Below are 21812 nucleotides of genomic sequence, written 5' to 3' on the forward strand. Positions count from 1 at the left end.
CAAGGGTCAGGTTACCCGAGGTAAGGGCTGGGTGGACCTCCCGTGCGCTCCAGGACATGAGCGACCCTCAGGTAACTTGGCACCCCCTTGACCTGCGCGGGAGCCGCGCACGGACGGCCTGCGAGACTGCACATCCCCGGCCCGGTTCCATCTCCGGACCATCGCTACACTCACACGCACCTCACACACCAACCCCGTACGATCCGGGCACACCGAACGCCCAGGAGCCGCCCGTGTCCAGCCTCGAACACACCGAACCCGCGCTGCTGGAGCCAGAGTTGAAGCGGCTGGACGGCACCGTCCGAGAGGCGTACGTCCCCGCGCTCGCCGAGCCCGCGGCCTACGGCTCGCTCGCGGACATCCCGTTCGACAACGCCACCCACGCGCCCGACGCGGTCGTCCTCAGCCGCAAACACGGGACTGCGGCGACGGAGCGGAACGCGGACGGGGGCGACGGGGGCCGGGACCATGAGCGGGACGCCGGTACCGTCGAGGGCGGGTGGAAGGACGTGACGGCGGCCGAGTTCGCCGCCGAGGTGCTCGCGCTGGCGAAGGGGCTGATCGCCGAGGGCCTGATGCCGGGCGACCGTATCGCGATCATGGCGCGGACGACGTACGAGTGGACGCTCCTGGACTTCGCGGCCTGGGCGGCGGGCCTGGTGACGGTCCCCGTCTACCCGACCTCCTCCGTCTTCCAGACCCGCTGGATCCTCCAGGACTCGGGCGCGGTGGCGCTGGCCGTGGAGACGGCGGGTCAGGCCGCCGCCCTCGGCCCCGAACTCGACCGCATTCCCGACCTGCGCCACATGTGGGTCTTCGAGAAGGGCCACCTGGGCCGGCTGGCCGAGCGGGGCCGGGACGTGTCCGACCAGGAAGTGGCCGTACGGCGCGGGGTGCTGGGCCCCGACACCCTGGCGACCCTCATCTACACCTCGGGCACGACCGGCCGCCCCAAGGGCTGCGCCCTCACCCACGGCAACTTCTGTGCCGAGGTCGACAACGCGATCGACCTCCTCTACCCGATCTTCCGCGCGAAGACGGACGAGGAGGCCTCCACCCTCCTCTTCCTCCCTCTCGCCCATGTGTTCGGCCGCATGGTGGCGATCGGCTGTATGCGGGCGAGGGTGCGCCTCGGCCACTCGCCGAGCTTCCGCACGGAGGACCTGCTCGCCGACCTCAAGTCCTTCCGTCCGACGTTCCTCCTGGTCATCCCGTACGTTCTGGAGAAGGTCTTCAACACGGCCCGTGCCTCCGCCGAACGCATGGGCCGCGCCTCCTCGTACGACAGGGCCTCCGCCGTGGCCCGCCGCTACGGCGAGGCCCTGGAGGCCGAACAGCACGGCACCGGGCCCGGCCCCTCCGCCTTCCTCAGGACGGCCCGTACCTTCTACGACCCCCTGGTGTACCGCCGTATCCGCAAGGCACTGGGCGGCAGGGTCCGTTACGTCATCTGCGGAGGCAGCCCCCTCGGCCGGCGCCTCGCCGCCTTCTACGCGGGCGCGGGCATCGACGTCTTCGAGGGGTACGGCATGACGGAGACGACGGCGGCCGTGACCGTCACCCCGCCCAACCTCCCCCGCCTGGGCACGGTCGGCCGCCCCCTGCCCGGCACACGGATCCGGATAGCCGCCGACGGCGAGATCCTGCTGCACGGCGGCCAGATCTTCCGCGGCTACTGGGACCCCCAGGCCGGCGGAGTCGTCCCGGCGGGCCCCGACGGCTGGTTCGCCACCGGGGACATAGGCCGGCTCGACGACGAGGGGTACCTCACGATCACCGGCCGCAAGAAGGAGATCCTCGTCACCGACAGCGGGAAGAACGTGGCCCCGGCCCCGCTGGAGAACTGGCTCCGCTCCCACCCCCTGATCGCCCACGCCATGGTCGTGGGCGACCGCCGGCCCTACGTCACCGCCCTGCTGACCCTGGACCCCGAGGGCATCACCCACTGGGCCCAGATGAACGCCAAGCAGGACACTCCCCTCGGCCACCTCGCCACCGACCCGGACCTGCGAGCCGTCCTGCAACGCGCGGTGGACGAGGCCAACCGGCTCGTCTCCCGCCCCGAGTCCATCCGGAGGTTCACGATCGTCCCCGGTGGCTTCACGGAGGAGGAGGGTCACCTCACCCCGTCGATGAAGCTGCGGCGCGAGGTCGTGGAGCGGTCCTTCGCGACGGAGATCGAGGGGCTGTACGAGACGTAGTCCCGCCGGCGAGGGCGGGCCCCTACTTCCCCGCCGCCGGGTCACCCTCCCCCAGCCCGACCCACCAGTACCCGTCGTCCTTGACCAGCAGCAGCTCCTGCTTCTGGCCGGTGCTGCCGTAGGTGAGCCGCACGGGATTGAAGTAGTCCACGACCCCTTCCAGCACGGTGACGTCGACATGCCCTCGGGCGCCCTCGCCGAACTCCCGCACATGCTCGTACGCGGCACCCCGCGTCCCGTCGTACGCGGGCCCGGCCAGCTCCATCAGCCCGTCCACGTCACCGGCCTTGAGCCGCTGCACATACGCCCGCACGACGGTGTCGACGTCCTCGGCGGTCTCCCGGACATCGGGATACCGCGACTTCTCGGCCCGCACGGTCACATCGACGCCGGGCGAGTCGGCGAGCGAGTACGGCGCCCGCAACCAGTTCCACCACACGACCGCCCCCACCCCGAGCACGACGACCACCCCACCCCAGCACAGCAACCCACCACGCCTCCGCACCGACCCACCCCGTCCCGTCGCCTACGCTCTCCGGCGCATTCTCCAGCTCAACTGCCTGCCCTACACGATGATGGTGCCGATACCGTGCGGTCACATGGACCGAAGACACCTGGCACAGATCCCAGGCCTCGCACCGCCGGGCTGATCCCCGCCCCGGTCCGCCGGAGTGCTGACCCCAGGTCCCGCACCGATTTCCCCGCCCCCGTTCGGGAACGCCCCCTCGCCCCGCGCCGTCATAATGTGCGCGACATCGCACCGGGGGAGGCTGGCAGCAGTGGAGTCGGGAACGGATCTGCCGCGGGTGCCTTCCTCGGAGGTCTCGGGGACCACGGCCGGGCGTACGCGGGCGGGCGGGCCGGTCGCGGCGGTCGTTGCCCTGGCGATCGTGGGCGCGCTCGTCGCCGCCGGGGTGTATGTGGTGAACCGGGAGGGGGCGACCGGTGCGCCCTCGGGCAAGGGCCCCACCGCCGCGTCGGCCGGCGCGTCCTCCCAGGGCTCCGGCGTAGAGGCCCCCGCGAACGAGGTGACGGTCCGCGTCACCGCCGAGGACGGCCGCAGCTGGGTCTCGGCGAAGGACTCCACCGGCGAGTTGCTCTACGACGGACTGCTCCGGCAGGGCGAGACCAGGACCTTCTCCGCCGAGGAGTCGATCGACCTGGTCCTCGGCGAGCCGAGCGTCCTCAGCCTCGTGGTGAACGGCAGGAAGACCGACGACCACTTCCCCTCCGGCAAGGTGAAACGCCTGACCTATACGAAGGACGACTGAGTCATACAGGCCCGCCCGGAGGAAAAGGCAGGAGCCCCTTCGCCGAAAGGCAAGGGGCTCCTTGGGTACTGCTCTCAGACGTCGTCAGAGGGGCATCCCTCGATCAGACGGGGGTGACGTTCTCCGCCTGCGGGCCCTTCGGGCCCTGCGTCACGTCGAAGGAGACCTGCTGGTTCTCCTCCAGCGAACGGAAGCCGTTCGCGTTGATGGCGGAGTAGTGGACGAACACGTCCGGTCCGCCACCTTCCTGGGCGATGAAGCCAAAGCCCTTTTCGGCGTTGAACCACTTCACGGTTCCGGTAGCCATAAGCCCTCCTTGGGCCCAAAGGGTTTGCCCTGCTCCAGAACCCTGCAAGTGTGAAAACAAGATGCCGCACAACTGCATACGTCTGAAAACGACGAGAGCCCGCGGTTACATGCTCCGCAGGCTCTGTACTGCAAGGGAAACCAAACTGCAACTTGCGGCGAGCCTAGCACGCAGGCAGGGGAATGCAATAGAGGGCAAGATCACGTCACCCGGATGTTTGATCGGCTCGACTCGCGTGTTGACGCATCGCCTCTTCCGCACCACCGGCCCCACTGGCGACACGCCGTCGAAAGCCTTGACACGGGGTGTACATCCGGTTTCGGGAACCCCTCCCGGCCCCCGGAGCCCGCACCGTACCCCACGAGGGCTAGCCTCGCGATGTGGACAATTCTCGCAACCGGCCGCGCGTCGGCCACATCCAGTTCCTGAACTGCCTGCCCCTGTACTGGGGGCTCGCGAGAACGGGCACGCTCCTCGACTTCGAGCTGACCAAGGACACCCCTGAGAAGCTCAGCGAGCAGCTGGTGCGCGGCGACCTCGACATCGGGCCCATCACGCTCGTCGAGTTCCTGCGCAACGCGGACGACCTGGTCGCCTTCCCCGACATCGCCGTCGGCTGCGACGGCCCGGTGATGTCCTGCGTCATCGTCTCCCAGGTACCGCTGGACCGTCTGGACGGCGCACGCGTCGCGCTGGGCTCCACCTCGCGCACCTCCGTACGCCTGGCGCAACTGCTGCTGGCCGAGAGCGTCGGCGTACAGCCGTCGTACTACACCTGCCCGCCCGACCTCCCGCTGATGATGCGGGAGGCGGAGGCGGCGGTGCTGATCGGGGACGCGGCGCTGCGGGCCAACCTGCTCGACGGCCCGAACTACGGCCTGGAGGTGCACGACCTGGGCGCCATGTGGAAGGCGTGGACGGGGCTGCCGTTCGTCTTCGCGGTGTGGGCGGCGCGGCGGGACTACCTGGAGCGGGAGCCGGAGGTCACCCGCAAGGTGCACGAGGCGTTCCTGGCCTCCCGCGACCTGTCCCTGACCGAGGTGGCCAAGGTCGCCGAGCAGGCCGCCCGCTGGGAGGCCTTCGACGAACGGGTCCTGGAGCGGTACTTCACCACCCTGGACTTCCGCTTCGGCGGACCCCAGCTGAGCGCCGTGGCCGAGTTCGCGCGGCGGGTCGGCCCGACCACCGGATTTCCGGCGGACGTGAAGGTCGACCTGCTTTCCTGAACATTCCCCCTCGAAGTCCCGGCGAACTTCCCGGAATTTCGATGGACGAATTCCGCGTGCTGTGGGACCGGCCCGCGCGACCGCCGCCGATCGCCCCCGACGTTCGCATTCCCCTTCGGGCGTACGGCACTAGGCTTCTGGGGAGTCGTGCGTCGAGGAGCGTTCGTACGGGGGAACGTACGGGGTGGCGCGCGAGACGTACGGGGGAGGTGCCGCCCATGCAACCGCTCGATGTCGGCGAGCCCACGGTCGTGGGGCCCTACCGGCTGCTCGGCCGGCTCGGATCCGGCGGGATGGGCCGGGTCTACCTGGGGCGCAGCGCGGGCGGCCGTACCGTCGCCGTCAAGATCGTGCATCCGCACTTCGCCCTGGACGAGGAGTTCCGCGCCCGCTTCCGGCGCGAGGTCGACGCGGCCCGCCGTGTGGGCGGTTCCTGGACGGCCCCCGTGCTGGACGCGGACCCGGAGGCGGCGGTCCCGTGGGTGGCGACGGGCTACGCGGCCGGTCCGTCCCTCGCGGCGGCGATCGCGGACGGCGGCCACCTGCCCCCGCACTCGGTGCGGGTCCTGGGCGCGGGCCTGGCGGAAGCGCTGGCCGCGGTGCACGCGCTGGGCCTGGTCCATCGCGACGTGAAGCCGTCGAACGTGCTGCTGACGGTCGACGGCCCCCTCCTGATCGACTTCGGCATCGCCCGCGCCACGGACGGCACGGCCTCGCTCACCTCGACGGGCGTGTCGATCGGTTCCCCCGGTTACATGTCCCCGGAGCAGATCCTCGGCAAGGCCATCACCGGCGCGGCCGACGTCTTCTCCCTCGGGGCGGTCCTCGCGTACGCCGCGACCGGTCGGTCCCCCTTCCCCGGTGACTCCTCCGCCGCTCTCCTCTACAAGGTCGTCCACGAGCCGCCGCGCCTGGACGGTCTGGAGGGCGACCTGCGCGACCTGGTCGAGCGCTGCCTGTCCAAGGAGCCCGCCGCCCGCCCCGCCCCCGAGGAGGTCGCCCGCGCCCTGGCCCCCCAGGGCGCGGCCCGTCTGGTGTCGGCGGGCTGGCTGCCGGGGCCGCTGGTGGAACAGGTGGGCCGCAGCGCCGTGCAGCTGCTGAACCTGGAGATGGCGGAGGAGGTCCCGTCCGGCCCGGTGGGGTTCAGCAGCCCGTCGGTGGGGGTGGTGAGGACGGGGGAGTCGGCGGCGGGGAGCCCGACCGGCGAGGCGAAGGCCGACGCGGCCGCCGAGAGCGGGGTGTTCGGGCCGCCGCCGGTGATGTCGTCGCAGGCGCCGCCCGTGACGCACGTGCCGGGGCAGCGGGCCGACGTCTCGGTGGCGGACACGGCGCAGCCGAAGCCGGGCAAGCTGTCGCTGAGCGTGGCGGCCGCGTCCACGAGCGCGGCGAACGGGCGCGGCCGGAAGGTGAGTTGCTCGGTCGCTCTGGCGATCGCGGGAGCGTTCGCGCTGGTGAGCGTGGGGACGCTGTTCGGGCTCGGGATACTGAAGAACGAGGACGAGAAGGGCGACGCGGCGGGCAAGGCGCCGTCGGCCGAGGCCAGTCCGAGCGGGCGGGGTCAGGACACGGAGGCGCCGGGGGACGCGCCGGGCGAGCTGCCCGGGAAGTACCTGGGCACCTGGGAGGGCGACGGCTACGCCCTCTCCGGCAGCCTCCCCGCCGGCACCTTCACCGTCACCCTCGAACAGGCCTCGCCCGGTGACCCGTTGGGCACCTTCCGTTCCGTCGACCTCCTCGGCGGCACCTGCGACGACAAGCTCGTCCTCAAGAAGGTCACCGAGAAGAACATCGTCGCCACGAGCATCGCCGACACCAAGAACAACCCCGGCACCTGCACCAGGAACACCCACGAGATCACGCTCACCCCCGTGGGCGAGGAACTCGACTACACCTCGACCAACACGGACGCGGGCAACCCGACGGCCCGTCTGGCGAAGGTGAAGTAGGGGCGGCGGCGCGGGTGTTCGTCCTTCTCCGGGGTGCGGGGAACTGCGCGAGAACCCCCACCGGGCCGGCAGACGGGGGTCGAAGGGGCGCAGGCCCTGGAGGAGGGACGGGCAGGAGCGGCGGGGGCGAGAGCACCCCGGTTCGCCCCGAGCCCACCCCCTCATAGGCTGCCCCCGTGGATCCGGACCTCTGGCTGATCGCACTGACCCTGACCGCCGCCCTCTGGGGCGCGGCCGCGGGCACCCTGCTCCCCCGCCCCGCCTACCGCCTCACGACCGACGAGGACACCCCCTGGCGCCACACGTGCCCCGCCGGCCACCGCATCACCGGCACGGCGGGAGGCTGGCTGGGCCTCGCCCGCTGCACCACCGCCCCCACAGGCCCACCCCCCACCTGCGCCTACGGCCCCCGCACCCCCGCCGTCGCCACCACGACCGCCCTCGTCTGCGCCACCCTCGCCCTGGCATCGGGTCCCCGCCCCGAACTCGCCGTATGGCTGCTCCTCGCCCCCCTGGGCATCCTGCTCACCCTCGTGGACCTCGGCGCACAGCGCCTCCCCGACCCCCTGACCCTCCCCTTCGCGGCCCTGGCCCTCACCCTGCTGGGCGGGGTCGCGTTCGTCCCCGAGCACGCGGGCCAGTGGCGCACGGCGGCCTACGGCGCACTCGTCCTCGGTGGCTTCTACTTCCTCTTCTTCCTCATCAGGCCCGTCGCCCTCGGCTTCGGCGACGTGAAACTGGCCCTGGGCCTCGGCGCCGTCCTCGGCTGGTACGGCTGGGGCGCGCTGTACCTCGGCACGTTCGCCGGCGCGCTCATCGGCAGCGCGTACACCCTGGTCCTGGCGGCCCGGGGCCGCGCCGTACGCGGACAGCTGGTCGCCCTGGGACCGTTCATGATCGCCGGTGCGTATGTCGCCCTGCTGCTGGAGGCGTACGCGGCCTGAGGAAAGCCCTGTCCCCGGAGTTGTCCACAGGCGGGCAGGCTGACGTCGGGTGATCCCGGGCTCTGGCGTAGGCTGGCCCGGTCCGTTCAACCCTCATGAAAGGGACGCCCCCGGTGACCGAGAAGGCCGATCTCCAGTCCGTTCTCGACCGTGCCGCCGAGGGTGGGCGGATCACGCCGGAGGAGGCGCTCGACCTCTACCGCGACGCCCCCCTGCACGCGCTCGGCGCCGCCGCCGACGCCGTCCGCAGGCGACGGTACGCGGGCACGGAACACATCGCGACGTACATCATCGAGCGGAACATCAACTACACGAACGTCTGCGTCACGGCGTGCAAGTTCTGCGCGTTCTACGCCCCGCCGAAGGCCACGGACAAGGGCTGGACGCGCGACCTCGACGACATCCTGCGCAGGTGCGCGGAGACCGTGGAGCTGGGCGGCACCCAGATCATGTTCCAGGGCGGCCACCACCCGGACTACGGGGTGGAGTACTACGAGACGCACTTCGCGGCCATCAAGAAGGCGTTCCCGCAGCTGGTCATCCACTCCCTCGGCGCGTCCGAGGTCGAGCACATGGCCCGGATCTCGAAGGTGAGCGTGGAGGAGGCGATCACCCGGATCCACGCGGCCGGTCTGGACTCCTTCGCCGGCGCCGGCGCGGAGCTGCTTCCCGAGCGCCCCCGCAAGGCCATCGCCCCGCTGAAGGAGAGCGGCGAGCGCTGGCTGGAGATCATGGAGGCCGCGCACGGGCTGGGCGTCGAGTCCACGTCCACGATGCTCATGGGCACCGGCGAGACCAACGCCGAGCGCATCGAGCACCTGCGGATGATCCGTGACGTACAGGACCGGACGGGCGGTTTCCGGGCCTTCATCCCGTACACCTACCAGCCCGAGAACAACCACCTCAAGGGCCGTACGCAGGCCACGCTCTTCGAGTACCTGCGCATGATCGCCATCGCCCGGCTGTTCATGGACAACATCGCCCACATCCAGGGCTCGTGGCTCACCACCGGCAAGGAGGTCGGCCAGCTCTCCCTGCACTACGGCGCGGACGACCTCGGCTCGATCATGCTGGAGGAGAACGTCGTCTCCTCCGCCGGTGCCAAGCACCGCTCCAACCGCATGGAGATCATCGACCTGATCCGCAAGGCCGGCCGTGTCCCGGCCCAGCGGACCACCACCTACGAGCACATCGTCGTCCACGACGACCCGGCGAACGACCCCGTCGACGAGCGGGTCATGTCCCACATCTCGTCCACGGCCATCGAGGGCGGCACGGCCCACCCCGAGCTCAAGCTGCTGAGCGCCAACTAGGTCTCCCGTGCTGACGATTCACGCCGCCGACGAGGTGCGGCGCACCTGGGACGACCCGGTGCCGATCAAGGACGGTGCGGTCGTGGTGGACGGCACCCGGATCGAGGCCGTGGGGCCGGCGGAGGACGTCCGCCAGCGGTTCCCGGCCGCCCGGGTGCGGCGGTGGCCCGGCGTCCTCGGGCCCGGCCGGGTGTACGAGGGCCCGCTTCCGGACGCCCCGTCACCGCGCGAACGCGTCCACGCGGTCCTGAAGTCGGGCGCGACGGCGGTCCTGGAACAGCATGCGGGCACCCCGGAACTCCGTTCCGCGGCCGAGCGCAACCATGTGCGGGTGCTGCCACGGCCGCACAGCCCGGCCATCGTCGAGCTGGGCCGGGCGGACCTGGTGGTCCTCGACGACTCCGGCAGCTGCCTGGCCACGGTGTGCGCCGGGCGGTTGGTCCACCGACGCCGCTGAGGGGCCACGCCGCCGCGGTGCGTTCTCGGGGGGTGCGCCTCACCCGGAGAACGCCTCGCCGAACGCCCCGTCCGTCTGCTCGACCCCGCTGCAGTCGACCAGCTCGTCGTCGGTCCCGCCCCCGCACTCCCGGTCCCGGAACGTCGCCCACATCGACACCCAGGCCACCCCCTTGTCCTCGGCGAACGACCGCACCTGTGCCGCGTCCTCCAGCGTGAACGTCTCGTTGTCGACGTCGTTGACGCCCAGCATCGAGGTCAGCGCCAACGCCCCCCAGGCCGTGGACCCGCTCGTGCCGAAGACGTCCCTCAGCTGCTCGTGCGTCGACTCGGCCGCCCGCACCGCGTAGTCGCCCATGTCGCCGCCGTACGAACTGGCGTAGTTCATGGTCATGATGTTGACCGTGGTGACCTGGACGGCGTGGTCGTTGGCCGAGTCGAGCAGGGCCACGCCGTCCGCGTCGAGACCGGACGGCATGACGGGGAGGGTGAAGGTGACGGAGAGGTCTGGGCGATCCTTCTGGAGCAGTGCGATCGCCGCTGAGCGCAGGTCGACGGAGTCGGAGTCCTTCAGCGCGTCGCCCTCGACGTCGAAGTCGGCCGCGGTCGCGCCGGCCGCGTCCAGCGCCGCGCCGTACGCCTCGGCCAGCTCGGACGCGCTGTCGCAGACCTCCGCCAGCTCCGGCCCGGAGGCCCCGCCGAAGGAGACCCGCACCGACGCCCCGGAGTCGGTGAGTGCCGCGATCCGGGACCTGACCGCCGTGTCGTCGACGGCCTCCGTCCCGTTCCAGGCGGGTGTGCACGCGTCGCCTTCGGCGATCACGAACGCCAGGTTGTAGGCGGCGGCCGACCCGGCGTCGTCGAGGCCGGAGGCGTCGGTGGCGCTCACGTACGGCGCGTAGGCCGTGGACGTGCCGGACACCTTCGCGGGCGATTCCCCGGTGACCGACGGGGTGGCGGTGGCCGAACTCGACGGACCACCGGGTGCGGACGCGGACCCCGCGGTCTTCGCGGTGCAACCCGCGCAGGCCAGGGCCACCGCACCTATCAGTGCGACGACCGGTCTCAGGGAATTCCTCACGGTACTCACGAGGGAAATGAATCACACCCGGCTGTGCTTCATGTGTGCTTTCTGGAGATTGCAGATCCGAAGGCCGGTCACGGAACGGCTGACGACAAAGGGTTCGCCAGTCGGGCAAACATGCCCGTATCGGCGAGGAATATCCCCCCGAAGGCAAACACCGGCCGCTTCGCATTCGCTCACGGATTCTCTCGGGAAGCGGACAGGCTCGGACGTTTTTCGTGCGCCTTTCACAGAGCTGGGCATTTCCCGAACAAAGCCCGCCCGATGTCCGGGGATATGCGATCCGACTCAGCCAACGAAAACCTCGCCCCAGAGGGCCCCTGTTCGTCGACACCTCCGGGCGCCGCGCCAGACCGCTGCGGTGCTGCGGCACGCTGCTCGGGGTCGTCTGCCTCGGGGACGCCGTCGTGCTCGGTATGGCGTTCATGGGCTGGGGGTACGCCTTCACGCATCCTCATGTGGGGCGTCGGCCGGCCGCCGATCGGCACCTTCGTGCTGTTCTGCGGCCGGGTGGAGGACGTGGCGGCGGGGAGGAGGCCGCGACCGCTGCCGTGACACCGGGTGGCCGGTGACGGGCCGGGCGCCGCGTGGGTGTGCGGCCCGTACTGCCACAATGGGCCCGTGACCCGCGCATCCCTGGACAAGCAGCCGCACGAAGTCGCCTCGATGTTCGACCGAGTGGCGAAACGGTACGACCTGACCAACGACGTGCTGTCCCTCGGACAGGACCGGCGCTGGCGCAAGGAGGTCGCGCAGGCGGTCGACGCCCGCCCCGCCCAGAAGATCCTGGACCTCGCCGCCGGTACGGGCACCTCGTCCCTGCCCTTCGCGCGGACCGGCGCGTACGTCGTGCCGTGCGACTTCTCCCTCGGCATGCTCCGGGTCGGCAAGGAGCGCACCTCCTGGCTGCCGTTCACCGCCGGTGACGCCACAAGGCTGCCGTTCAAGGACGACACCTTCGACGCGGTGACCATCTCCTTCGGCCTGCGCAACGTGCAGGACACCGACACCGCGCTGCGCGAGCTGTACCGGGTGACCAAGCCCGGTGGGCGCGTGGTGATCTGCGAGTTCTCCCACCCGACCTGGGCGCCGTTCCGCACCGTCTACACGGAGTACCTGATGCGTGCGCTGCCGCCGGTGGCCCGCGCGGTGTCGTCCAACCCGGACGCCTACGTCTATCTCGCCGAGTCCATCCGCGCCTGGCCCGACCAGGCCGGTCTCGCCGAGCGGCTCCGGAAGGCCGGCTGGGACACGGTGGCGTGGCGCAACCTGTCGGGCGGGATCGTCGCGCTGCACCGGGGGTTCAAGGCCCTCACGTAGGGCGCGAGGACACCCACGACACTCCTGGTTCACTCGCACGAGGGACGCTCGCGAGGGAATCCGGTTGACGGGAACCGGTCAACAGAAACTACCGTCCGTTGATACGTCGGTACGCGCCGGTGATGTCTCACGACTCACCGGTGCGAGCCCTGAGCACGTCACCTCACGGCACGAGTTCTCTGAATGACGGAGCGTTGCATGACGTCCTACTGCCCGCACTGCGGAACACCCGGCCCCGACGAGGCGCGCTTCTGCATGAAGTGCGGACGGGAACGCCCGCCGGTCCCGGCGGCGGCGCCCGGCGCGGGGACCGGGGCGACTCCGGCGCCACCGACCGCCCCGCCGACCGCCCCACCGACCGCTCCACCGGCGGTTCCCCCGTCGGCCCCGCCGGGTGCACCCCCCGGCCCGCCGCCGCCCCCGCCCGAGTACGCTCCCGCCCCCGCACGCCCCTCACCCGTGGGCGCCTTCCTCGGCCGGGCCTTCCGGGGCGACTGGGCAGGTGCGGCCCTGGCCGCCCTGTGGCCGGTCGGGCTCCTCTTCCTGGCGGCCGTCGCCCTGGCCATCCCGTCGTACGGCCAGAGCGGCCAGGACGAAGGGGACTTCGTGGGCTTCGGCGACCGTCTCGGCCTCGCCCTCGCCGGCCTCCTCCAGGGCCTCGGCGGCGGCTTCGAGATCTCCGAGTCCGGCGGCGGCGACTACTCCGGCGAGTTCCGGTCCGCCGGGGGCGCCCTCTCGGTGACCCTGGTCCCGCTCACGGTGACCGCCCTCTTCGTCGGGGCCCTCTTCATCGGCGTACGGCTGCTCCGCACACGCCTGGTGACGCGGGGCGCGTACGGCGGTGGTGCGTACGGCAGCGCGTACGGCAGCGCGTACGGCGGCACATACGGGGGCGTGCCGGGCGGTACCCACGCCGGCGGCTACGGCGGTACGTACGCCGGAGTGCCCGCGGCGGTGCCCGGTGGCGGCCGTACCGCCGGGCTCGAAGCGGCCGTGCGGGTCACGCTGCTGGTGACGGTCGCCGTTCTGCTGCTCGCGCTGTTCGGGGAGCCCGAGATCGCGGTCGTCGAGGTCTCGACAGCGGTCTGGCGCGCGGCCCTCGGCGCCCTGCTGCTCACCGCCGCCGTCTCGGCCGGTCTGCTGCAACGCGACGACCTGGCCGCCTGGCTGGCCGTCCGCCCCGGCCCCCGGGCCCTGTTCCGGGCGACCGGGACGGCCGTACGGGCCATGGCGATCGTCCTCGTCCTCTGCTCGCTCGTCGCGTTCGTCGTCCTCGCGGCGAACGACGAGTGGCAGGGCGAATGGGACGAGGAACTCAACCCGCTCCTGCTCGTCCTGCTCGTCCTGCCCAACCTCGCCGTCCACCTCCTCGGCCTCGGCTGGGGCGCGTCCGTCCAGGGCGAGGCGGGCCGTACGAGTCAGGGGAGCGACGCGTCGTTCGGTGGTGGCGACTCGTCCGGTGACTACGGGCTCGTCGAGTCCGGCCCGTACGGCGGCGGCTACGAGCGCGAGTCGTTCGGGCTCTCCGAACTGGGCGACGCCGTCAACTCCTGGGCGGTCGTGGGGGCGTTGACGCTGGGCGCGGTGTGCGCCCTGACCCTCGGGGTGCTGGCGGCCCGCCGCTCCTCGGGGCGCGGCGAACAACTCCTCGCCGCCGGGGTCTTCTTCGGACTGTTCCTCCTCCTCGCCGGTGTCAGCGGCTTCGGCATGGAGGCGTCCGGCTCCGCCACGTCCGACTTCAGCAGCGAGTTCTCGGCGGCGGGCCAGGTGGACGTGGGCCTCGACATCCCCGAGGCGCTGCTCTTCGGCCTCCTGTGGATCTTCGGTGCCGCCTTCCTCGCGCCCTATCTGGTCCAGATGGCCGGGGCGCGCACGGCGGTCATCGCCCCGCCGATCCCCGCCATGCCGAGCGGTGGCCCGGCGTCCCACGGGGTCCCGCGGCAGCCCTCCGTCCCGCACCAGCCCTCGGTCCCGGCCCCGGCCCCGGCGCCCGCGCCGGCCTCGGCCTCGGCCTCGGCCTCGTACGAGCCTCCGCTCGTCGAACTCGGCCATCACGTGGCACCCGGGGCCCCGGCCGGGCCCCGCAGCCGGACCCTGGTCTGGATCATCACGATCGTCGCGGCCCTCGTGATCGGCGGGGGAGGGGCGGCGGCGATCCTGCTCTGGCAGAAGTAGGGAGGGTCCGGAGGGAAGTGGCGGCGACCCGCGCCGACGAGGCGCGGGGCAGCCCCGGACCCGGGTCCTCGCCGGGCTAGCGGAGAACCGGGAACGGATCCCCCGGCTCGTCCAACGCCCTGCGCAACCCCGGCGGCGGTCCACCGTGGCGCGGTTCCCGCACACCGCCGCCGTCGTCACCCGACTCGAACCACACGGTCACCGCGGCCCCGCGCGGCACCTTCACGCCCGGTGGCGGGTACTGCCGTACGACGTGGTCCACGACGGCGAGTCGGAGGTCGGGCCGGTCGGGCGCGACGAGGGTCAGCCCGTCCGCCTCGGCCGTCTCGTGCGCGTCCACGGCCATCAGGCCGACGAACCGCGGCACGCGCACTTCGGATGACTTGGGTGTTATGCGCACAGATGTTCACCCCCAGCGGTACCGGCAGAGTAGCCGCCGAGCGAGGCCGATTGGAAGCACTGCGTGGCAATCTGCGGCAAATAGCTACTCTGGGTGACGAGTTGGCGAAATCTCGAACAGGCGGAACGAGCGGCCCCTCACAGCGCCAGCCGGTAGCAGTGCCCCTCCTGCCGCGAGACCGGTGTCGTGTACGTCTCCGCCAGCTCCATGCCCAGCCGCCGGGCCACCGCGATGGACCGCTCGTTGCGGGCGTTGACCATGGCGACGACGCTGCCCACGCCCGCCTCCCGCACCCGTTCCAGGGTCTGTGTGGCGGCGGCGGTCACATACCCCTTGCCCCAGTGGTCCCGGGCGAGCCGCCAGCCGATCTCGATCTCGCCGGTCGGACCCCACTCCCGGGGCCACGGCTGGGCGCCGGTGAAGCCTATGGCCCGGCCCTCCTCGTCGAGCATCGTCCACAGGCAGAACCCGTGTTCGGCGTCGTGGCGGCGCTGGCGCGCGGTGAGCTCCTCGTAGACGGACAGCTCGGCGGACCGGCCGCCGTGGAACTCCATGACGTCGGGATCGTCGAAGATCCGGTGCCAGGCGAAGGCGTCCTCGTCGGTGGGGACGCGCAGCCGTACGTCGGGCAGAGCTCTGGTCACAGGGGCAGCCCTTCAGCCGATGATCGGTACCGCTGAATAGACTGCCCATGTCCGACGCCTGTCGGCACATGTTTTCTGGCCGTCCGGCCCGCGGACGTCCAGCAGGCTTTGCTTCGCACCCTCTACTACTTGGGGAGTACCCGTCGTGACCGAGCCCCAGCCCCTTACCGAACACACCGCCGATGTGATCGTCGTCGGGGCCGGGCCAGCCGGTTCCACCACCGCGTACTACCTGGCGAAGGCCGGACTGGACGTGCTGCTCCTGGAGAAGACCAGCTTCCCCAGGGAGAAGGTCTGCGGCGACGGCCTCACCCCGCGTGCCACCAAGCAGCTGGTGTCGATGGGCATCGACATCTCCGAGGAGGCCGGCTGGCTCCGCAACAAGGGCCTGCGGATCATCGGCGGTGGCGTCCGTCTCCAGCTGGACTGGCCGGATCTCGCCGCCTACCCGAACTACGGACTCGTCCGCAAGCGCGACGACTTCGACGAGCAGCTCGCCCGCCAGGCCCAGAAGGCGGGCGCCCGGCTGTACGAGCGCTGCAACGTGGGCGCACCGATCATCGACGACCGCACGGGCCGCATCACCGGCGTGCACGCCAAGCTCGGCGACGAGAAGCGGGAAGTCACCTTCCACGCCCCGCTGGTGGTGGCGGCCGACGGCAACTCCACCCGTCTGTCCCTCGCGATGGGCCTGCACCGCCGTGAGGACCGTCCGATGGGCGTCGCGGTCCGTACGTACTTCACCTCCCCGCGCCACGACGACGACTACCTGGAGTCCTGGCTGGAACTGTGGGACAAGCGCGGGCCGGGCGAGGACCGCCTCCTGCCCGGTTACGGCTGGATCTTCGGCATGGGCGACGGCACGTCCAACGTCGGTCTGGGTGTGCTCAACACCTCCGCCGCCTTCAAGGAGCTGGACTGGCGCGACGTCCTGAAGGCCTGGTGCGCCTCCATGCCGGAGGAGTGGGGCTACACCCCCGACAACATGACCGGGCCCATCCGCGGCGCCGCGCTTCCGATGGCCTTCAACCGCCAGCCCCACTACACCAAGGGCCTGTTGCTGGTCGGCGACGCCGGCGGCATGGTGAACCCGTTCAACGGCGAGGGCATCGCCTACGCCATGGAGTCCGGGCAGATCGCGGCCGACGTCATCGTCCAGGCCCACGCCCGCACCACCCCCGGGCAGCGCGAACTCGCCCTGCAGCGCTACCCGCAGGTCCTCAAGGACACCTTCGGCGGCTACTACACGATGGGCCGCGCCTTCGTGAAGCTCATCGGCAACCCGAAGATCATGAAGCTCGCGACACAGCGGGGCCTCACCCACCCGCTCCTGATGAAGTTCACCCTGAAGATGCTGGCCAACCTCACCGACCCCACCGGCGGCGACGCGATGGACCGCATCATCAACGGCCTGAGCAAGGTGGCCCCGAAGGCGTGACCGGGGTGTGTGACCCCAGTGCGTGAGCGGGGTGGCCGCCCCGGCCGCCCCGCACCGGCAGTACCTGGCCCCGGCCGCCCGACGTCCGAAGCGGACGTCCGGCCGCCCGACGTCCGAAGCGGACGTCCGGCCGCCCGACGTCCGAAGCGGACGTCCGGCCGCCCGACGTCCGAAGCGGACGTCCGGCCGCCCGACGTCCGAAGCGGACGTCCGGCCGCCCGACGTCCGAAGCGGACGATTCGGGCGCCCCATGCCGTGCGGCGCGCGAGGTGTACCGACCCCGGACGCGGGAACCCGTCAGAGGAGAGGACGAGGCCCGTCGGCGGCCGGGCCCGCCCGCAACCCCCTGCATGGGGTGACAGCGGCTCTGTGGGGCCTCTGTGGCCTTTCTGGGGGCAGCCCGGAGGGCCGCTTCCCCTCGGGGAGAGCGGCCCTCTCGAAAAAAGCGTCTGGGCGACCGCGCGGAGGCGAGGCCTCAGAGCACGCGCACCGCGCCCGTCGCCGGGTAGCCGGACAGGTCCTGGATGACGACGCCCTTGGAGGGGTTCGCCGCGTCGAGGTACTGGCCGTTCCCGACGTAGACGCCCACGTGGTACGCGGAGCCCTTGGCGCCCCAGTACAGGATGTCGCCGACCTGAAGGTTGGACAGCGAGACCTCGGTGCCCTGCATCGACTGGTCCTGCGAGACCCGGGGGAGGCTCACGCCGACCTGCTTGAAGGCGGCCTGCACCAGCGAGGAGCAGTCCCACGCGTTGGGGCCGGTGGCGCCCATCACGTAGGCGTCGCCGAGCTGTGCCTTGAGGAAGGCGATGACCGTGCCGACGCTGCCACTGGCGGGCGCCGTCGTCGTCGTGGTGGTGGTCGACGAGTTGGTCGTCAGGGTGGTCCGCTCGCTGTCACGCGCGGCACGCTCGGCCTCGGCCTTGCGCTCGGCCTCGGCGGCGGCCTTCTTGCGGGCCTCTTCCTTCTTCGCCTTGACCAGGTCCTTCTCGGCCTGCTTGGCAGCCTGTTCGGCAGCCGTGTCACGCTCGGCCTGCAGCTGGTAGTCGGCCGCCATCGCCTGCGTGGCGTCCGCGGACTGCGCGGCCTGCGTGGCCAGGTCGGCCGTGAGGGTGGGCAGTTCGAGCGTCTGCGTCACCGGCTCCGCCGCGAAAGCCGACGTGGACGCGCCGGCCACTGCCACGGTGCTGAGAACGCCACCGGCGACTCCGGCGCGCATCGCGATCGAGGACGCGTTGCGGCGGGGTTTCCGGTGGCTGCGTATGTGAGCGGTGTGGGACATGGGTACAAGCGGTACCAGCGACTCCTCCATACCTTCAAGAAACGTGTGCTGCGCCACAGTTGTTCAACGGAGGCCCCAAATTCCCTGTGCGTCACTCTTTATTGACGCCGTAACGGGCATAGCGGACACGGCCCGCCATGCCTGTGATCATGCACTTTCGTGAATACGCCCGAATTGCCCTGCGCTTACCATCGATCGCAGCGAGTGGCCAAGGCTGGTTGATTTGATCTCGCTCGGGTGTGACACAGGTCACAGAGTGGTTGCCCGTCGGCACGGCGTCCCGCGCGGGAGGGCTCGCTCCCGGCGCTCGTGAACGCGTGCACGCGTCCACATCCGTCGCCGGACTCCCTCCCGGGTGTGAACGCCGCGCACTACCAAGCGACCCCGTCCAGCACCAATTTGCATGCAGCGGAAATCTCTTGATATGGAGACGCCCCGCGTGACCAGCGGTAACGAACGAAAATGTCACTTCTGGTGATCAGTCTGGCGCTTCCGGTATGAAGATCGACCTGCGTCCGCCATCATGATCGTTCGTCAGGTGGTGGAGATCACAAACTCGGTGCCGCACCCCGTGTCGCAGATCACAGACCGGCAGGCATAGGATGCGGGGCAGTTGGGCTTGTGACCTGCTTCACATGTTCGCGATCTTCGTCGGGACGGGCGGAGTTCGTGGGACCGGTGAGCCGGTGATCAGGACCGACGCAATCCGCCAGCAGTCAGTGCCGACTGAGAGGAGCGAGGAGCGGTGAACGCCTATGCGCCCATCCTCGTACTGGGAGCCCTCGGGGCAGGCTTTGCGATCTTCTCCGTGATCATGGCCTCGCTGATCGGCCCGAAGCGCTACAACCGGGCCAAGCTCGAGGCTTACGAGTGCGGGATCGAGCCCACCCCCACGCCGGCCGGCGGAGGGCGTTTCCCCATCAAGTACTACCTGACGGCGATGCTCTTCATCGTCTTCGACATCGAGATCGTCTTCCTCTACCCCTGGGCCGTCACCTTCGGCGCCCTGGGTGTTTTCGGGCTCGTGGAGATGCTGCTCTTCGTGCTCACCGTCTTCGTCGCCTACGCGTACGTCTGGCGCCGCGGCGGCCTGGAATGGGACTGAGGGGCCTCTAAGACCATGGGACTCGAAGAAAAACTGCCGAGCGGTTTCCTGCTGACCACCGTCGAGCAGGCCGCGGGCTGGGTACGCAAGGCGTCCGTCTTCCCCGCCACCTTCGGCCTCGCCTGTTGCGCCATCGAGATGATGACCACGGGCGCGGGACGCTACGACCTGGCGCGCTTCGGAATGGAGGTGTTCCGGGGGTCGCCGCGCCAGGCGGACCTGATGATCGTGGCCGGCCGGGTCAGCCAGAAGATGGCGCCGGTGCTGCGGCAGGTCTACGACCAGATGCCCAATCCCAAGTGGGTGATCTCCATGGGGGTCTGCGCGTCGTCGGGCGGCATGTTCAACAACTACGCGATCGTCCAGGGCGTCGACCACATCGTCCCCGTCGACATCTATCTGCCCGGCTGCCCGCCGCGGCCGGAGATGCTGATGGACGCGATCCTCAAGCTCCACCAGAAGATCCAGACGTCCAAGCTCGGCGTGAACGCCGAGGAAGCGGCCCGCGAGGCGGAGGAAGCGGCACTCAAGGCGCTCCCCCTCATCGAGATGAAGGGGCTGCTGCGATGAGCGACGCGAACGGCAGGAACAGTGCCGGCGGACCGGATGCGGGCGGCTCGAACGGGGTGAACCCCGACAAGGACCTCGCCGCCTCCAACCTCCCCGGCCAGCGCGGCGACGGCGGTGAGGAGATCCGCGTCCAGCGCGGCATGTTCGGCGCCAGCAATGGCGGCGACACCTCCGGCTACGGCGGCCTGGTCCGCTCCGTCCGCCTCCCCGGCGCCGCCGGCCGCCCCTACGGCGGCTGGTTCGACGAGGTCGCCGACGAGCTGGAGGGCGCCCTGGAGGAACAGGGTCTGGTACCGGAGAACGTGATCGACAAGACGGTCGTCGACCGCGGCGAGATCACCTTCCACATCGAGCGCGAGCACCTGCCGCGCGTCGCCCGGACCCTGCGCGACGACCCGGCCCTGCGCTTCGAGCTGTGCACCGGCGTCTGTGGCGTCCACTACCCCGGCGACAAGGGCCGCGAGCTGCACGCCGTCTACCACCTGCGCTCGATCACCCACAACCGGCTGATCCGCCTGGAGGTCTCGGCCCCCGACGCCGACCCGCACATCCCGTCGCTCGTCCCGGTCTACCCGACCAACGACTGGCACGAGCGCGAGGCGTACGACTTCTTCGGCATCGTCTTCGACGGCCACCCCGCACTGACGCGGATCATGATGCCGGACGACTGGCAGGGCTTCCCGCAGCGCAAGGACTATCCCCTCGGCGGCATCCCCGTCGAGTACAAGGGCGCCCAGATCCCGGCTCCGGACCAGCGGAGGTCGTACTCATGAGCACGCAGCACGCATCTGCCGAGTCCACCGCCTCGGCGCGCGAGACCACCGAGGGCACCGTCTACACGGTCACCGGCGGAGACTGGGACGAGGTCGCCGAGACCGCCGCCCGGTCCGACGACGAACGCATCATCGTCAACATGGGCCCTCAGCACCCGTCCACCCACGGAGTGCTCCGGCTCATCCTGGAGATCGACGGCGAGACCGTCACCGAGGCCCGCTGCGGCATCGGCTACCTCCACACCGGCATCGAGAAGAACCTCGAATACCGCACGTGGACCCAGGGCACCACGTTCGTGACGCGCATGGACTACCTGACGCCGTTCTTCAACGAGACGGCGTACTGCCTCGCCGTGGAGAAGCTCCTCGGCATCGAGGACGAGATCCCCGACCGCGCCACGATCATCCGTGTGCTCCTCATGGAGCTGAACCGGCTCTCCTCCCACCTGGTGTGCATCGCCACCGGCGGCATGGAGCTGGGCGCGACCACGATCATGATCTACGGATTCCGTGATCGTGAACTCATTCTCGACATCTACGAGCTGATCACCGGCCTGCGCATGAACCACGCGTACATCCGGCCGGGCGGACTCGCCCAGGACCTGCCGCCCGGCGCGGTGGACCAGATCCGCGAGTTCGTGAAGAAGATGGAGAAGAACCTCCCCGAGTACGACAAGCTCGCCACCGGGAACCCCATCTTCAAGGCCCGGATGCAGGACGTAGGCCATCTCGACCTGTCCGGCTGCATGGCCCTCGGCGCCACCGGCCCGATCCTGCGCTCCGCCGGCCTCCCGCACGACCTGCGCAAGGCGCAGCCGTACTGCGGATACGAGACCTACGACTTCGACGTCCCGACCGCCGACACCTGCGACTCCTACGGCCGCTTCCTGATCCGGCTCGAAGAGATGCGCCAGTCCCTCAGGATCGTCGAGCAGTGCCTGGACCGGCTGCAGCCCGGCCCGGTCATGGTCGGCGACAAGAAGATCGCCTGGCCCGCCCAGCTCGCGCTCGGGCCGGACGGACTCGGCAACTCCCTGGACCACATCAAGAAGATCATGGGCACCTCCATGGAGGCCCTGATCCACCACTTCAAGCTGGTGACCGAGGGCTTCCGCGTCCCGCCGGGACAGGCGTACGCGGCGGTCGAGTCGCCCAAGGGCGAACTCGGGGTGCACGTCGTCTCCGACGGCGGCACCCGCCCCTTCCGGGTCCACTTCCGGGACCCGTCCTTCACCAACCTGCAGGCCATGGCGGCGATGTGCGAGGGCGGCCAGGTCGCCGACGTCATCGTCGCCGTCGCGTCCATCGACCCCGTGATGGGAGGCGTCGACCGGTGACCACCACCCCCGAGGGCGTC

General features: G+C 70.7%; 20 protein-coding genes. 14 read left to right on the top strand and 6 right to left on the bottom strand.

Going from position 1 to position 21812, the window contains the following annotated elements:
• The first annotated feature begins 233 nt into the window (after nt 1-233).
• Nucleotides 234-2201, top strand: coding sequence for an AMP-dependent synthetase/ligase (locus tag H4687_RS26980; RefSeq protein ID WP_050398104.1), 1968 nt, complete (start codon nt 234-236; stop codon nt 2199-2201).
• Between the two features lie 22 nt (nt 2202-2223).
• On the opposite strand, the gene H4687_RS26985 is transcribed toward H4687_RS26980, so the two are convergent.
• Nucleotides 2224-2706 carry a hypothetical protein gene (locus H4687_RS26985; RefSeq protein WP_318787712.1) on the bottom strand — a complete coding sequence of 161 codons (483 nt, stop codon included), beginning with the start codon at nt 2704-2706 and terminating at the stop codon, nt 2224-2226.
• Between the two features lie 301 nt (nt 2707-3007).
• On the opposite strand from H4687_RS26985, the gene H4687_RS26990 reads away from it, so the two are divergent.
• Nucleotides 3008-3472 carry a DUF4115 domain-containing protein gene (locus H4687_RS26990; RefSeq protein WP_233443308.1) on the top strand — a complete coding sequence of 155 codons (465 nt, stop codon included), beginning with the start codon at nt 3008-3010 and terminating at the stop codon, nt 3470-3472.
• A gap of 103 nt (nt 3473-3575) precedes the next feature.
• Here H4687_RS26990 and H4687_RS26995 read toward each other — a convergent pair whose 3' ends face one another.
• Nucleotides 3576-3779 (bottom strand): cold-shock protein, encoded by a 204-nt coding sequence (locus H4687_RS26995; RefSeq protein ID WP_007490911.1) that lies wholly within the window; start codon nt 3777-3779, stop codon nt 3576-3578.
• Between the two features lie 380 nt (nt 3780-4159).
• On the opposite strand from H4687_RS26995, the gene H4687_RS27000 reads away from it, so the two are divergent.
• The 5 genes from H4687_RS27000 (at nt 4160) to H4687_RS27020 (ending at nt 9665) form a co-directional block, all read left to right on the top strand.
• The gene (locus tag H4687_RS27000) at nt 4160-5005 is read left to right on the top strand and encodes a menaquinone biosynthetic enzyme MqnA/MqnD family protein (RefSeq protein ID WP_005476378.1); all 846 of its coding nucleotides are present in this window, start codon (nt 4160-4162) and stop codon (nt 5003-5005) included.
• Between the two features lie 218 nt (nt 5006-5223).
• Nucleotides 5224-6951, top strand: a complete 1728-nt coding sequence (locus tag H4687_RS27005; RefSeq protein ID WP_050398106.1) for a serine/threonine-protein kinase — start codon at nt 5224-5226, stop codon at nt 6949-6951.
• A gap of 176 nt (nt 6952-7127) precedes the next feature.
• On the top strand, nt 7128-7895 hold the full coding sequence (locus H4687_RS27010) for a prepilin peptidase (protein ID WP_050398107.1): 768 nt from the start codon (nt 7128-7130) through the stop codon (nt 7893-7895).
• A gap of 113 nt (nt 7896-8008) precedes the next feature.
• Nucleotides 8009-9208, top strand: a complete 1200-nt coding sequence (mqnC, locus tag H4687_RS27015; RefSeq protein ID WP_046919178.1) for a cyclic dehypoxanthinyl futalosine synthase — start codon at nt 8009-8011, stop codon at nt 9206-9208.
• Nucleotides 9209-9215: 7 nt separating this feature from the next.
• Complete coding sequence (locus H4687_RS27020; RefSeq protein WP_046919177.1) at nt 9216-9665, top strand: imidazolonepropionase-like domain-containing protein; 450 nt, start codon at nt 9216-9218, stop codon at nt 9663-9665.
• Nucleotides 9666-9704: 39 nt separating this feature from the next.
• Here H4687_RS27020 and H4687_RS27025 read toward each other — a convergent pair whose 3' ends face one another.
• Nucleotides 9705-10745, bottom strand: a complete 1041-nt coding sequence (locus H4687_RS27025) for a chitinase (protein WP_046919181.1) — start codon at nt 10743-10745, stop codon at nt 9705-9707.
• A 624-nt stretch (nt 10746-11369) separates the two neighbouring features.
• On the opposite strand from H4687_RS27025, the gene H4687_RS27030 reads away from it, so the two are divergent.
• The gene (locus H4687_RS27030; protein WP_046919180.1) at nt 11370-12068 is read left to right on the top strand and encodes a demethylmenaquinone methyltransferase; all 699 of its coding nucleotides are present in this window, start codon (nt 11370-11372) and stop codon (nt 12066-12068) included.
• 198 nt (nt 12069-12266) lie between these two features.
• A complete protein-coding gene (locus H4687_RS27035) occupies nt 12267-14243 on the top strand; it encodes a zinc ribbon domain-containing protein (RefSeq protein WP_107086283.1) in 1977 nt (658 codons plus the stop codon).
• 76 nt (nt 14244-14319) lie between these two features.
• Here the strand turns inward: H4687_RS27035 and H4687_RS27040 are convergent, their stop codons facing one another.
• Complete coding sequence (locus H4687_RS27040) at nt 14320-14643, bottom strand: PASTA domain-containing protein (RefSeq protein WP_078907100.1); 324 nt, start codon at nt 14641-14643, stop codon at nt 14320-14322.
• Nucleotides 14644-14780: 137 nt separating this feature from the next.
• On the bottom strand, nt 14781-15287 hold the full coding sequence (locus tag H4687_RS27045; RefSeq protein WP_046913400.1) for a GNAT family N-acetyltransferase: 507 nt from the start codon (nt 15285-15287) through the stop codon (nt 14781-14783).
• A gap of 145 nt (nt 15288-15432) precedes the next feature.
• Between H4687_RS27045 and H4687_RS27050 the strand changes: the two genes are divergently transcribed.
• Nucleotides 15433-16725 carry a geranylgeranyl reductase family protein gene (locus tag H4687_RS27050; protein ID WP_046913399.1) on the top strand — a complete coding sequence of 431 codons (1293 nt, stop codon included), beginning with the start codon at nt 15433-15435 and terminating at the stop codon, nt 16723-16725.
• 475 nt (nt 16726-17200) lie between these two features.
• Here H4687_RS27050 and H4687_RS27055 read toward each other — a convergent pair whose 3' ends face one another.
• A complete protein-coding gene (locus H4687_RS27055) occupies nt 17201-18037 on the bottom strand; it encodes a C40 family peptidase (protein WP_046913398.1) in 837 nt (278 codons plus the stop codon).
• A 715-nt stretch (nt 18038-18752) separates the two neighbouring features.
• On the opposite strand from H4687_RS27055, the gene H4687_RS27060 reads away from it, so the two are divergent.
• Genes H4687_RS27060 through H4687_RS27075 form a run of 4 tightly spaced genes read left to right on the top strand, consistent with a single transcriptional unit; the run spans nt 18753 to nt 21792 of the window.
• Entirely contained in the window at nt 18753-19112 is a 360-nt protein-coding gene (locus H4687_RS27060) for an NADH-quinone oxidoreductase subunit A (RefSeq protein WP_046913397.1), read from the top strand.
• A 15-nt stretch (nt 19113-19127) separates the two neighbouring features.
• Nucleotides 19128-19682 (top strand): NuoB/complex I 20 kDa subunit family protein, encoded by a 555-nt coding sequence (locus tag H4687_RS27065; protein WP_046913396.1) that lies wholly within the window; start codon nt 19128-19130, stop codon nt 19680-19682.
• Nucleotides 19679-20455: an NADH-quinone oxidoreductase subunit C gene (locus H4687_RS27070; protein WP_046913395.1), complete on the top strand. Its 777-nt coding sequence runs from the start codon at nt 19679-19681 to the stop codon at nt 20453-20455. The genes H4687_RS27065 and H4687_RS27070 overlap by 4 nt, the downstream gene beginning before the upstream one ends.
• The gene (locus tag H4687_RS27075) at nt 20452-21792 is read left to right on the top strand and encodes an NADH-quinone oxidoreductase subunit D (protein WP_046913394.1); all 1341 of its coding nucleotides are present in this window, start codon (nt 20452-20454) and stop codon (nt 21790-21792) included. The genes H4687_RS27070 and H4687_RS27075 overlap by 4 nt, the downstream gene beginning before the upstream one ends.
• The last annotated feature ends 20 nt before the right edge of the window (nt 21793-21812 follow it).

The organism is Streptomyces stelliscabiei (genome assembly GCF_014873495.1).
GTDB classification, from domain to species: domain Bacteria; phylum Actinomycetota; class Actinomycetes; order Streptomycetales; family Streptomycetaceae; genus Streptomyces; species Streptomyces bottropensis.